Here is a 13,633-nt window from a genome sequence, read left to right as displayed (position 1 = left end):
GTGCGGTGAGTTTGATGAGAGTTTTGCACCTTATCTGCCTAAGCGAATACATAAGGTGCAATTGGGGTGATATAGTTATATGCGCTCAATAACCATCGCAATACCTTGACCGCCACCGATACACAGTGTTGCTAAACCTAAGGTTTTGTTCCTTGCATGTAGTGCATGGATAAGTGTGACCAGGATGCGTGCACCGCTAGTACCGACAGGGTGACCTAATGCAATGGCGCCACCATTAACATTGACTTTTTCTGGATCAAAACCAAGCTCTTTACCTACAGCAAGGAATTGTGCGGCAAAAGCTTCATTGGCTTCAACCAAGTCAATGTCATTTAAGCTCAAGCCTGCTTTAGCAAGAGCTTTTTGTGAAGCGGGTACTGGACCCATTCCCATGATTTCTGGTGCAACTCCACCACTTGCATAACTTTTAATACGAGCCAAAATAGTTAAGCCTAGTGCTTTTGCTGTTTCTTCTTCAACAATGACTAATGCTGCTGCACCATCATTGATACCAGACGCATTCCCTGCAGTCACTGTACCTTCTTTATCAAATGCGGGACGAAGAGCTGATAAACCTTCTAACGTTGTTTCTTTTTTTGGGAATTCATCTGTATCAAAAAGTATTTCTTTTCGTTTCACTTTAACAGTTACAGGAACAATTTCATTTTTAAATGCGCCAGATTCGATTGCGGTAACAGCTCTACGTTGTGATTCAAGTGCCATTGTGTCTTGTTGTTCACGTGTAATGTCATATTTTTTGGCGACATTTTCAGCAGTGATTCCCATATGGTAATGGTTTTCAGCACAGACTAAAGCATCTAATAAAATGACATCATTAAGCTGTCCATTGCCTAAACGATGTCCCCAACGTGCTTTAGCATCTAGTAAGTAAGGGGCTTGGCTCATATTTTCCATACCACCTGCGACGATGATATTAGCATCGCCTGCACGAATTGCTTGCGCGGCGAGAGCGACTGTTTTTAAGCCTGAACCACAGACCTTATTCACAGTGTAAGCTGTCACATTTTGTGAAATTCCGCTGTGCAATAAGGCTTGGCGAGCAGGGTTTTGTTTTTGTCCGGCTTGTAACACTTGACCCATGATGACTTCGTCAACAGCAGCGATATCAATCCCTGATTTTTCAATTGCTGCCTTAATGGCAATAGTTCCTAATTCCACCGCACTGACATTTGATAGACTTCCATTAAAATTACCAATTGGTGTGCGTACTGCACTTGCTATAACGACATTTTTCATAACCTCTCCTTTGTTTTAAAATACTGTTAATCCAATAATAAATATCACACTTGAGAAAATGAGCGCAGTCATACAGTAGCCCATAATATCTCTCACACCTAGTCCAGCAATGGCAAGTGCTGGTAATGCCCAGAAAGGTTGTGCCATATTCATCCATTGTTCTCCATAAGCGATTGCCATCACTGATTTTCCTAAGTCCGCATCCAATGCTTGTGCTGCTGCAAGTACATAAGGACCTTGAATTACCCAGTGACCACCACCTGAGGGCACAGCAAAGTTGATAAATGCAGAGCTGAAGAACGTCATTAATGGGAAAGTTTCTTTAGTAGAAACGTTGATAAAGAATTCTGTGATTAATCCACCTAATCCAGAATGTTCCATCATTAACTGGATACCTGCATAGAATGGGAATTGGACCAAAATACCTGCGGTGCTACCTGCTGCGGCTTTGACTGCACGCATATAAGCCATTGGTGTTTTGTGTAGTAGTACCCCTGCGACTAAGAAGATGAGATTGACGGTATTGATCGTGATATTGAAGCCTTTATCCATGAAGTATATGACTAAGTAACCAATACCAAATACGCCAATAACCCAACTTAATATACGGCTTTCTTCCAATTTTTCAGAGGGCGGTGCATCTTTCGAAAGGGTTTTTTGGTAATCAGCTTCTTCTTTTAAAAGATCTGGATCAACCATAACAACTTCATTTGGCTTAGGCACCATCATTTTAGTCAGGAATGGTAAGAAGATGACGAGTCCCAGTGTGATGAAGATATTGAAACCCGTTAATAATGTATTTTGAATTGGAATAAGTCCTGCAATGTGTTCAACTGGATTTCCTGGTGTTGCGGCTAATAATGGCATTGAACCAGATAAACCACCTCCCCAAGACATAAAACCAATATAAGCACAAGCAATTAATAGAGGATAGTCAGATCCTTTGACTCTACGCGCAACTTCACGTGCGAACATCGCACCAACTACTAAACCAAAACCCCAGTTAATAACACAAGCCAATGCACTGAAGAAGGTAACCAGCATAACCCCCTGTGTTGGTGTTTTAGCAAGTGATGCGATGTTACGCAATATAGTTTTTATTGGTGGTGAACTAGCTAGTGCATGACCTGTGACAACAATTAATGCCATTTGCATACCAAATCCGAGTAGATTCCAGAAACCATCACCCCAATATTTCACCATTTGTACAGGCGTTGAGTCTGTAAGACCCAACGCGACAAAAAAGGTGATTAGCGTCAGTAGTAATGCGAAGATAAGTGGATCTGGTAAGTAACGGCTGACAAACTTCGTCATTCCTCTGGAAATAGTGCTAATCATACAATCTCCTTATTGTGCTAGCGGCATAACTTTGATAAATGGCGAAACAACAAATTCCGCTTCAGTTTTTGCCCGAACAGCATCTACGTCATAGCCTTCTGCAATTTCGGTTAAGTGCAATTTTCCATCAATAAATTCGAATACTGCTAATTCAGTGACTAACATATGTACTGCATGTATTGCTGTGAGAGGTAATGTGCAACGTTTTAACACTTTGGAGGAGCCATCCTTGGCGCAGTGTTCCATTGCAATAATAACTTTACGAGCACCAGTCACGAGATCCATCGCTCCACCCATGCCTGGCACCATTTTTCCGGGCACCATCCAGTTTGCTAAATTCGCTTCTTCATCTACTTGTAAGCCACCAAGCACGCAAGCATCAACATGACCACCACGAATTAATGCAAATGATGTTGCACTATCAAACATCGCTGCGCCAGAGAGCATGCCACAAGGCTGACCTCCAGCATTAACTAAATTAGGATCGGCTTCCGTCACAGGTCCTAAACCTAAAAATCCATTTTCAGACTGTAAAGTAATATCGATACCTTCGGGTAAGTAATTTACGACTTGAGTCGGTAAGCCGATGCCTAAATTTACAACATCACCATCACGTAATTCTAAAGCGACTCGGCGAGCAATCAGTTCTTTTGCGTTCATCTTAGTGTTCCTCTGGAAGAATAATGTAATCAATAAGTGCAGCAGGGGTGATAACATGGTCTGGCTGAATTTGACCTACTTCGACAATTTGTGTTGGTTCAACGAATGTTTTTTCTGCTGAGAATGCAATGATAGGATTAAAATTACGAGTGGTTAATTGGTAAGTTAAATTGCCTTTTTTATCTGATATATGTGCGCCGATAATCGCAATATCCGCTTTGATTGGTTTTTCGAGAAGATATTTTTTGCCATCCAATTCAATCGTTTGTTTACCTTCTTCAACGACGGTTCCTACACCTGTTGGTGTTAATACACCGCCTAAACCTGCGCCTCCTGCTCGAATTCGTTCAATCAGAGTGCCTTGTGGTACGAGTTCAACTTCAAGCTCTCCAGAAATCATTTGTCGCCCCGTTTCTGTATTAGTCCCAATATGAGATGCAACGACTTTTTTAACGCGTTTGTTGGCAATTAATGGACCTACGCCAGTGTCAACGAAAGCGGTATCATTTCCAATAATAGTTAAGTCTTTTACCCCAGAGTCCAAAATAGCTTGGACTAAGCGAGTTGGGGTACCGACTCCCATAAACCCCCCAAATAAAATCGTCATTCCATCAGATAAATGACTTTGTACATCAGTAATAGGTATTACTTTAGACATAGTAGTTCTCCATATATTTTAATAAAATAAATTTATATCAAACAAAGAAACTCTGATTAAACATGCATCTAAATATGTTTAATTACTTTAGTGAATATTAAAGTTTTAGCTTATAACCTCTTATTAATTACGGTTGTTTTATTGAAAATGTTAAAATTATGTAAACTGATGTAGTTTATTTATTCAAAAAGATAGCAAGAAATATTCTACGTAGAAAATATTGTTTTTTTAGTCTTATATAAATTTATTTTATAGTTTTAGTTGACTATTGAGATGGATGCTTTTAAGCTTAATTTCACCTAATGGAATCAGAAGGGGAATGTTTATGGATATTAGACATCTACGTTACTTTATCTCTATTGTAGATAATGATTTTAATTTAAGCCGCACCTCACAAACCTTATATATTTCACAACCGGCTTTAAGCATGATGATCAATGAATTTGAACAAAGAGAGTCAGTGCAATTATTTAAGCGTGCTAAAGGAAAAATTGTTGGTTTAACTTATGCTGGTGAAAATTATTATAATGATGCAAAGGAGATCATTAATAAATATAATGAAATGAATAGAAATCTTCATAAAACAGCAAAACAAATCACGGGTAATATTACCATTGGAATTCCACCATTAGTCCTATCTGTTGTCTTCTCTAAAATAATGCCTAAATTAATTTTAAATAATCCAGATATTAATTTTACGATTAAGGAACAAGGAGCTTATGTATTAAGAAATGAATTGTTATTAGGTAATATTGATTTGGCTGCATTATTATACCCAGAGCATATTTCAAAAAATATTATTGATTCTTTTGAGTTAATTCATTCTGAATTAGCCGTTTTCTTATCACCAGAGCATCATCTTACTCAGAAAAATATATTAACTTGGCAAGATTTACATAATGAAAAACTAGCGATATTTGATAAAACCTTTTTTATTTATCATCAACTTATTTCGGCATTTGAATTACACAATGTGTATCCCAATATTATATTAGAATCTAGTTCTTGGGATTTTTTGCTAAATTCAGCAAAAATTAATAAAGATTTATTAACAATTTTGCCTTTGCCTATTGTAGAACAATATCCTTCTCATGATTTTGTCTGTCGTCGAATTAAAGATCCTATTCCTTGGATTGTCACTTTATGCCGATTAAAGAAAAATAATTATAGTCGGGTGGAAAGTTATATTTTTGATTCTTTATTAAAGGGGTTTAGTTAATTGAAATATTTTTTAATCAAAGTGCAGTCGAAATATTCAATATATTGACCGCACTTTAATTTTGTCATTATTAATTTGTTTTTAGTCTATTCCAATATTTTTCATAGAGATCAACAGCTTTACCTACATCAGCTTGCATAATTCCTTTTTGTACTTCTTCAGCTGGTGGGAATAATACTGGATTATTTACCATTTCAGGTGATAGTAATGCTTTTACACCTTCATTTGGCATTGAAAAACCCATGCGTTCAATTACGATTTTAGCGTTTTCTGGACGTAAGAGGAAATCAATAAATTGATAGGCACCCTCGACATTTTGTGCTGTTTTAGGAATAGCGTAGTTATCCATCCAGAAAATTGCGCCCTCTTTGGGATAAATGAATTGAATATTTGGATTTTCTTTATTGCCTAAATACGCTGAACCATTCCAAATCATACCTAAAGCAACTTCACCTTGCACATAAGGGACTTCAGGCGAATCAGAGTTAAAGACAAGGACATTTGGCATCAGTTTTACTAAGCGTTCATAAGCTGCTTTGATTTCACTTTCTTTAGTCGTATTTGGCGATTTACCATTTAATAATAAAGCAATATGAAAGACTTCACGTGAATCACCGGTTAACAGCACTTTTCCTTTATATTCTGCTTTCCATAAATCTGCCCAACTAGTAATTTTTTGTGGATCGATTTCTTCAGCGTTAATGCCAATACCCGTTAGGCCATAAATATAAGGGAGCGAATATTGGTTATTTGGATCAAATTCTTTGTTTAATAAATGGGATGGAATGTGATGAAAATTGCTTAATTTAGTGTGTTCGAGCTTTTGTAGCATGCCATCTTTTACCATTTTATTAATGTAATAACTTGATGGAAAAACTAAATCATAGCTGTTGTTTTTAGACAGCAATTTTAACTTAGCATACATTTCTTCATTACTTTCAAAAGTCGAGTAAATGACTTCGATACCAGTTTCTTTAGTAAAGCTTGCAATTAGACTGGAAGGAATATAGTCAGTCCAGTTGTAAACATAGAGTTTTTTGGCAGCAAGAGCAGAATGGGTGAAGAATAAGAGAGAGGTTAACGCAAGTGATTTGATCACATTGGTAAAAAGTCTTTTCAATTTTTAGTCCCTCAAAGTCCAAAGACAATAAAGTGCGGTTAAAAATGAACGGATTTTAGTATGTCGATCCGCATGAATACTAAGTTTAAAAACTTGGCGCCGAGTATAGCAAATTTTATAACCTGATTGAATTAAATTGACATCTTGTTAAGTAAGAGTAAACTGCCGGCAATTTTCATTACCAAGTCATTTTATGTTGAAATTTTCTCATCAAGAGCATATCCAATCTTATTATGCTGCTACTCGTCATTTTCATTTCACTTTACCTACATTGACACAACGTAAATCAGCAGATGTTTGTGTGATTGGGGCGGGGTTTTTTGGTTTATCTGCCGCCCTTGAGTTAGCAGAACAGGGCAAAAAAGTGATTGTGTTAGAGGGTGCGCGTGTAGGATTTGGTGCTTCGGGGCGAAATGGCGGGCAAGCGATTAATGGTTTTGAAGAAGATATCAGTGCTTATATTGATGCAGTTGGCTTTGATACGGCAAATCAACTCTGGCAAATGTCACTTGAAGCATTAGATATTATTGATGAACGTATCACTAAGTATGCTATTCAATGTGATTGGCAGCGTGGTTATGCTACGTTGGCACTTAATCAGCGCCGTATGGAGGATCTGGTCGCGATTGAGCAAGCTTGTCGTGAATATTTTAATTATCAATCAATGACGTTATGGGACAAGGCGAAGTTAGCACAGAATTTAGGCAGTGACATTTATACAGGGGCATTGTTTGATCCAAATTCAGGGCATTTACATCCACTGAATTATTGTTTAGGACTCGCGCAAGCCTGTTTAGATTTAGGGGTTGAAATTTATGAGCATTCGCCAGCCATGGATTTACGGGTAGGTAAATCTAAAGTCAAAGTCAGTACGGATCAAAGTTCAGTTATTGCAAAAGATGTTGTGTTGGCAACGAATGCTTATATTAGTGTGCTACCTAAAACAATGCACCGTGGCATTGCTAGTAAAATTTTACCTGTTGAAAGTTTCATTATTGCCACTGAGCCATTAACTGATGCAATGGCAGACAGTTTGATTCGTAATCGTATGTCTGTGTGTGATAATAACTATTTTTTGGATTATTATCGTTTGAGTGCAGATAATCGTTTGTTGTTTGGGAGTGATTCGAGTCCGGGATTAGATATGACAACAGTCATGCGTTGTAATATGTTACATGTTTTTCCCCAATTAGAAGATGTCAAAATAGACTATGGTTGGGGCGGTCCGATTGATATGACGTTAAATTCCAACCCTCATTTTGGACGTATTGCACCGAATATTTATTTTGCGCAAGGCTATTCAGGGCATGGTGTTGCTTTAACGGGGTTAGCTGGGCGTATTGTTGCTGAGGCAATTTTAGGTAATGATGAACGTTTACGTGTTTTTGAGAAATTAAAAGTCCCGACAGTACATGGTGGGAAATTCATTAAGCAAGCTGCATTATTTATTGGTACGAATTACTATCGTTTTCTCGATAAATATCGTTAGTGAAATACATAAGAAGAAATGGCGAATAACAATATATTCGCCATTTTTTATAGCAGAGGGCTATTGCTTTTGTGTGTTTTGTTTTATGCTAGCACTGTTTTTTGCTTAGGTAATAAACAATAACAACAAGCAAAGTGCGGTCTGATTTTGCAATTATTTTGTAACACTTATTAAGAGGTAAACTAAGACATTGGAACAAGTCATTTTAAAGTCTGATACCACTTCGTTAACATTCGCTGAAAATACTGTGCGTGAAGTGTGTAATATCAATTATTGGGGTATGCGTTATTATAACGTGGATGAAAATGGTGATATTTTTGTTTGCCCAGATCCAGATAAACCACAAAATCGTATTTCTTTAGCCGCGCTAGCCAAGAAAGCTCAACGGGAACAAGGCGCACATTTACCTACTCTATTTTGTTTCCCACAAATTATCCAACATCGCTTACGTTCGATTAATCAGGCATTTAAACGTGCACGTGAAGATTTTGGTTATGAAGGTAATTATTTTCTTGTTTATCCTATTAAAGTAAATCAACATCGCCGTGTTGTTGAGTCACTAATTAACTCAGCACAGCCATTAGGTCTAGAGGCAGGCTCTAAAGCAGAATTGATGGCAGTATTAGCGCATGCAGGAATAACACAAACTGTGATTGTATGTAATGGTTATAAGGACCGTGAATATATTCGTTTTGCTTTAATGGGTGAGAAGTTAGGTCATAAAGTCTATTTAGTGATTGAGAAGTTATCTGAAATCCAATTAGTGCTAGAAGAGGCTGCAAAGTTAAAGGTAAAACCACGTTTAGGCGTGCGTGCCCGTTTAGCTTCGCAAGGATCGGGCAAATGGCAATCTTCAGGCGGTGAAAAATCAAAATTTGGCTTATCTGCATCACAAATGTTGACGCTGGTGGAAATGTTAAAGGCGCATGCTTGTTTAGATTGCTTACAACTTTTACATTTTCATTTGGGTTCACAACTTGGCAATATTCGTGATGTAGCGACAGGTGTCCGTGAAAGTGCACGTTTTTATGTGGAATTACATAAATTAGGTGTGAATATCCAATGTTTTGATGTCGGCGGTGGTTTGGGTGTGGATTATGAAGGTAATCGTACACAATCGGATTGCTCAGTGAATTATGGTTTAAATGAATATGCGGATACGGTGGTATGGGGAATTGGTCAGGCTTGTCGTGAACATGGTTTACCACATCCAACGATTATTACCGAATCAGGTCGTGGTGTGACAGCACATCATGCGGTATTAGTTTCTAATGTCATTGGGATTGAGCGCTATAAGCCTGAACCATTAAATGCACCAGAAAAAGAAGCACCAAGTGTACTGCATAGTATGTGGGAAACTTGGGTAGATATTCAATCATCACGTGAAAAGCGTTCATTACGTAGCTGGATTCATGAAAGTCAATTTGATTTATCTGATGTACATAATCAGTACAATGTGGGTTTATTGAATTTAGCGCAACGCGCTTGGGCAGAACAGCTATATTTAAATATTTGTCACGAAGTAGGGCAATTATTTAATGAAAAACATCGTTCACACCGTACAATTATTGATGAGTTACAAGAGCGTTTCGCAGATAAACTGTATGTCAATTTTTCTTTATTTCAATCATTACCTGATGCTTGGGGCATTGATCAATTATTTCCCGTATGCCCCATTTCAAATTTGAATCAGCCTGTGAGCCGTCGAGCAGTATTGCTGGATATTACTTGTGATTCAGATGGTTCAATTGACCATTATATTGATGGTGATGGTATTACAACGACAATGCCAATGCCACATTATGAGGAAGATAATCCACCGCTTGTTGGCTTCTTCATGGTCGGTGCTTATCAAGAAATTTTGGGTAATATGCATAATTTGTTTGGTGACACGAGTACGATTGATGTTTTAGTTGAAGAAAATAACCAGGTCAACATTGTGGATTATGATGAAGGTAATACGGTAGCAGATATGTTGCAGTATGTGTATCTTGATCCCAAGAAGCTACTGGCTCGTTATCGTGAGCAAATTGAACATTCCAATTTACCTGCTTCAGAAGCGATTCAGTTCTTAAAAGAACTTGAGGCAGGTTTGAATGGTTATACTTATTTAGAAGAAGAGTAATTGGTGACAAAAGTGCGGTCACTTTTTTACAAGTTTTGATGGCGCTTGTCAGTTAATAGGAACAACTATGTACAATACGTTACACAATAAAGAAGATATTTCATTAGTTTCCAATAACTTTGGTTTTTTACGTTTGCCTGTTAATTTTAATCCAACAGAAACAGAGGCAGAATGGGTGATTACTGGCGTTCCTTTTGATGCTTCTGTTTCTGGTCGTGCGGGAACACGTTTTGGTGCAGAAGCTATTCGCCGTGCTTCAGTTAACCTCGCTTGGGAACATTGTCGTTTTCCTTGGGATTTTGATGTGCGTGAACGCTTAAATATTGTGGATTGTGGTGATTTAGTTTATTCGTTTGGTGATAACCAGAATTTTGTCGAAGAATTAGAAGCACATACAACTGCATTGCTCAAAGCAGGTAAACGTTGTTTAACCTTAGGTGGGGATCATTTTATTACCTTGCCATTATTACGTGCACATGCAAAGCATTTTGGTCAGTTAGCAATGATTCACTTTGATGCACACACAGATACTTACCAGAATGGCAGTCATTACGATCATGGTACGATGTTCTACCATGCGCCAAAAGAAGGTTTAATTGATCCTGCTCATTCTGTACAAATTGGAATTCGTACAGAATTTGACCGCACTTTGCCATTTACTGTGCTTTCCGCACCGCAAGTTAATGAGGAGAGTGTTGAGCAAATCGTCGCAAAAATTAAAGCAGTAGTTGGCGAGTTGCCCGTGTATTTGACCTTTGACATTGATTGTTTAGATCCTGCTTATGCACCGGGCACAGGTACACCTGTATGTGGTGGGTTAAGTACAGATAACGCATTGAAAATTTTACGTGCATTAAAAGACGTCAATATTGTAGGAATGGATTTAGTGGAAGTGTCGCCTGCTTATGATCAATCCGATATTACGGCATTAGCTGGCGCGACTATTGCACTGGAAATGTTGTATATGCAGGGTTGGAAAAAAGGTTAAGGGATTCTTTCTGTGCTAAAAATCCACCTTCACTTGTTAAGGTGGATTTTTTATCGGCGTTAAAGTGCGGTCAGTTTTTGTTGTAATTCTCTTTGTTTAAAAGGCTTAACTAAAACAGGGAATTGTTCTGCTTTTTCTAATTGCTCAGTATGCCCAGTCATTAAGAGAATTTTGACCTGCGGTAAATGAGCGACTACCCATTTTGCTACATCTGTGCCAGTGAGTTTGCCAGATAACATAATATCAGAAAGTAAATAGTCAATGGTTCGCCCTTGGCTGAGTAATTCAATTGCTTGTTCACCAGATTCACACAACATGACTTGATAGCCCATGGTATGCAGTTGCTCTGCCAATGTTTCGCGTAAGCTGGCTTTATCTTCTACCACTAAAATCTGATATTGGATATCACAAGTTGCACAGTCTTGTTGTGTAACTCGCGTTTGTGTTTGAGTCTGTTTCATAATTGGCAATTGTAAGTGAATTGTAGTGCCTTTATTTAAGCGAGAGTCAATCGTCACACGGCCTTTTGATTGGCGAATAAAGCCATATACCATAGATAAGCCCAAACCACTGCCACGTCCATTTTGTTTAGTGGTAAAAAAAGGTTCAAAGACATGTTTCTGTGTTTGTTCATCCATGCCACAACCATCATCAATAATGGATAATTGCACCATATGTTCTTGGCGATGTGTGCGTTGTACATTGAGTTGTGTTGTACGAATAATGATGTTACCTTCGTTATTTAATGCATCTTTTGCATTGACAATTAAATTGACCAGTGCGGTTTCAAGTTGATTTTTATCAATATAGACTTGTGGTAAATTTTCGGCTAAATCTAACCGCACTTTAATTGTTGGTGGAATCGTGTGTTTGATTAGATCATTAAACTCCAGAACAAGCTGATTGATATCTAACGTAGTTGGATGCAGCGGTTGTTTTCTGGCATAAGCTAATAAACGTTGCGTGAGAGTCGCGCTGTTTTCGGCAGCTTTCAAGGCGCGTTGTAGACGCTTAGCTTGGCGCTCGTTTAGAGTATCGGGATCGATTAAATCAAGGTTGCCAATAATGACTGCTAAAAAGTTATTAAAGTCATGAGCAATACCGCCCGTTAAGTGACCAATAGCACGCATTTTTTGGCTATGTGCAATTTCATTTTCTAATTTTTTACGTTGAGTACGGTCAATAAGAAAGGTGACTAAACCATCTTTTAATGGACTCACACGCCATTCCAAAATTTGTTGTTGGTATTCAATTTCCAGTAAATCTTGCGCTTGGCGAATTTTTTTCAACAGCGCTAAATTAATAGCTTGCTCGCTACCAACCACCTTCGCTTGTTGTGCGTTGAAGTAGTCAACGAGTGAGTGAATACTCAGTTGCTCATGTTGATTGAAACAATCTTGGAGCAGGCTTTTGAATTGGGCATTATAAGAAACTAAATTAAGTTGGTTATCAAAAATGGCTAAACCATCGCGCATAGCTAAAAAAGTTTGTTCTAATAATTCGCTTTTTTCTTTGAGCAAAGAATCTGTTTGTTCCAACGTAATTACATTTTGATGAAAGATATCAAAAGTACGCGCTAAATCACCAATTTCATCTTGAGTTTGCTGCTGTGGTACAGTGACATTTTTATCACCTTGCGATAAGCGTTTTAACGCGTCTGTAATTGAATAAAGACGTTTACCAATCAAGGAATAAATGTATTGACCAAGAATAATGATGAGTAAAATAGTGAATAAAGAAAACAGTAAAATAGATAGTGAGAAGGTAGATAAGAGTTGTTGAATTTGTTCAGAATCAACATTAACGCTGTCTACTTTTTCTTTAGCAAGTTGAGTGTATTGTTGATTAATTTGTTGTACTAGCGCATCAATTTGGAAAGTCAAAAATTGAATACGTAGATTAATTTGTGCCAATGTTTCCGCATTTTGAATCATGGTTGGAAAAAGCTGTTTGAGCTTGTTAAATTCAACATGGATATCTGTGAAGTCTTCGACTGATGGAAAGAACAAAAAGTTAGATTGAATACTGAGAAAGACGCTGGTGGAAAAACTGCTTTTGGTGGCATCTTCGATTAATTTTTCTACGCGAGCCAGCTGTAACATAAAATTGGGCGATAACTCACTGGTAAGTGCGGTCCGTTTTTCTAATCTTTTGATATGCTGGATATAAAGTAAACCTTGATTTAATTCACTAATGATATTGGTATGCAGTACATGACGTTTGTGAGTTTGCAGTAATAATTCTTGTACGCTTTTACTTAATAAATCAATGTGATGTACGATGTGGGCGAAACGCTGATCCTGCTCTGAAGTTGATTGTTTTGCTTGAGCAAGCAGAGTTTGTAGCTGTTGTGCATGCAAAGTCAACGCTTTGGATTCCTCTTGATACTCTAAGGCGCGTGTTGTTTGGGTAAGGCGCTTGGCATAAGTGGAGATTTGTGCTGTTTTTACACCTAATGTCATAGAGGAAAACATTTGGGTAAGTGAACGATCACGTAAGTTAGATAAAGAATTATAGGTGCTGTTTAAGCCAATGATCGCAGTCATACTGATCACAACGATCAAAAAAATAGCTGTGATCAAAAAGAGCATTAAACGAAAGCGTACACTGTAAGACTTAGTAAAAAAAGTGTTTTTCCAGTTTTTCATTATGTAGACCGCACTTGAGTTAGATAGTCACTATTTTAAGCATAAATGGCGGAAAAAAAATGATAAATATGAATTGAATTGTGTTTTTTATGCTAAGAAACGACCTACTTAACATTAAAGTAGGTCGAGGG

The 13,633-nt window shown here is 37.7% G+C and carries 10 protein-coding genes; 4 read left to right on the top strand and 6 right to left on the bottom strand.

Annotation, left to right across the window (positions count from 1 at the left end):
* Positions 1-75: 75 nt before the first annotated feature.
* Genes C0975_RS10190 through atoD form a run of 4 tightly spaced genes read right to left on the bottom strand, consistent with a single transcriptional unit; the run spans position 76 to position 3,913 of the window.
* Positions 76-1,257: an acetyl-CoA C-acetyltransferase gene (locus C0975_RS10190; RefSeq protein WP_101776287.1), complete on the bottom strand. Its 1,182-nt coding sequence runs from the start codon at positions 1,255-1,257 to the stop codon at positions 76-78.
* Positions 1,258-1,272: 15 nt separating this feature from the next.
* The gene (locus tag C0975_RS10185; RefSeq protein ID WP_101776286.1) at positions 1,273-2,595 is read right to left on the bottom strand and encodes a TIGR00366 family protein; all 1,323 of its coding nucleotides are present in this window, start codon (positions 2,593-2,595) and stop codon (positions 1,273-1,275) included.
* A 9-nt stretch (positions 2,596-2,604) separates the two neighbouring features.
* Positions 2,605-3,255, bottom strand: coding sequence for a 3-oxoacid CoA-transferase subunit B (locus C0975_RS10180; protein ID WP_101776285.1), 651 nt, complete (start codon positions 3,253-3,255; stop codon positions 2,605-2,607).
* Position 3,256: 1 nt separating this feature from the next.
* Positions 3,257-3,913, bottom strand: coding sequence for an acetate CoA-transferase subunit alpha (gene atoD, locus C0975_RS10175; RefSeq protein ID WP_101776284.1), 657 nt, complete (start codon positions 3,911-3,913; stop codon positions 3,257-3,259).
* 325 nt (positions 3,914-4,238) lie between these two features.
* On the opposite strand from atoD, the gene C0975_RS10170 reads away from it, so the two are divergent.
* Positions 4,239-5,132, top strand: a complete 894-nt coding sequence (locus tag C0975_RS10170) for a LysR family transcriptional regulator (protein ID WP_101776283.1) — start codon at positions 4,239-4,241, stop codon at positions 5,130-5,132.
* Positions 5,133-5,202: 70 nt separating this feature from the next.
* On the opposite strand, the gene C0975_RS10165 is transcribed toward C0975_RS10170, so the two are convergent.
* On the bottom strand, positions 5,203-6,252 hold the full coding sequence (locus C0975_RS10165; protein ID WP_101776282.1) for an extracellular solute-binding protein: 1,050 nt from the start codon (positions 6,250-6,252) through the stop codon (positions 5,203-5,205).
* A gap of 193 nt (positions 6,253-6,445) precedes the next feature.
* Between C0975_RS10165 and C0975_RS10160 the strand changes: the two genes are divergently transcribed.
* The 3 genes from C0975_RS10160 to speB all read left to right on the top strand — a co-directional run bounded on the left by C0975_RS10160 (position 6,446) and on the right by speB (position 10,854).
* Positions 6,446-7,741 carry an NAD(P)/FAD-dependent oxidoreductase gene (locus C0975_RS10160; protein ID WP_101776281.1) on the top strand — a complete coding sequence of 432 codons (1,296 nt, stop codon included), beginning with the start codon at positions 6,446-6,448 and terminating at the stop codon, positions 7,739-7,741.
* 190 nt (positions 7,742-7,931) lie between these two features.
* Positions 7,932-9,866: a biosynthetic arginine decarboxylase gene (speA, locus tag C0975_RS10155; protein WP_101776280.1), complete on the top strand. Its 1,935-nt coding sequence runs from the start codon at positions 7,932-7,934 to the stop codon at positions 9,864-9,866.
* 67 nt (positions 9,867-9,933) lie between these two features.
* Positions 9,934-10,854, top strand: coding sequence for an agmatinase (gene speB, locus C0975_RS10150; protein WP_101776279.1), 921 nt, complete (start codon positions 9,934-9,936; stop codon positions 10,852-10,854).
* Between the two features lie 59 nt (positions 10,855-10,913).
* On the opposite strand, the gene C0975_RS10145 is transcribed toward speB, so the two are convergent.
* The gene (locus C0975_RS10145; protein WP_101776278.1) at positions 10,914-13,502 is read right to left on the bottom strand and encodes an ATP-binding protein; all 2,589 of its coding nucleotides are present in this window, start codon (positions 13,500-13,502) and stop codon (positions 10,914-10,916) included.
* Positions 13,503-13,633: the final 131 nt, after the last annotated feature.

The organism is Pasteurella oralis (assembly GCF_002850605.1).
GTDB lineage: Bacteria > Pseudomonadota > Gammaproteobacteria > Enterobacterales > Pasteurellaceae > Pasteurella > Pasteurella oralis.
The sequence above is the reverse complement of the archived record's forward strand: the minus strand, read 5'-3'. Positions and strand labels throughout refer to the sequence as shown.

Excerpts from the sequence above, each read along its gene's own strand:
- atoD (WP_101776284.1), bottom strand. The coding sequence starts at position 3,913 with ATGTCTAAAGTAATACCTATTACTGATGTACAAAGTCATTTATCTGAT.
- C0975_RS10170 (WP_101776283.1), top strand. The coding sequence starts at position 4,239 with ATGGATATTAGACATCTACGTTACTTTATCTCTATTGTAGATAATGAT.
- C0975_RS10145 (WP_101776278.1), bottom strand. The coding sequence starts at position 13,502 with ATGAAAAACTGGAAAAACACTTTTTTTACTAAGTCTTACAGTGTACGC.
- C0975_RS10160 (WP_101776281.1), top strand. The coding sequence starts at position 6,446 with ATGTTGAAATTTTCTCATCAAGAGCATATCCAATCTTATTATGCTGCT.
- C0975_RS10190 (WP_101776287.1), bottom strand. The coding sequence starts at position 1,257 with ATGAAAAATGTCGTTATAGCAAGTGCAGTACGCACACCAATTGGTAAT.
- speB (WP_101776279.1), top strand. The coding sequence starts at position 9,934 with ATGTACAATACGTTACACAATAAAGAAGATATTTCATTAGTTTCCAAT.
- C0975_RS10185 (WP_101776286.1), bottom strand. The coding sequence starts at position 2,595 with ATGATTAGCACTATTTCCAGAGGAATGACGAAGTTTGTCAGCCGTTAC.
- C0975_RS10180 (WP_101776285.1), bottom strand. The coding sequence starts at position 3,255 with ATGAACGCAAAAGAACTGATTGCTCGCCGAGTCGCTTTAGAATTACGT.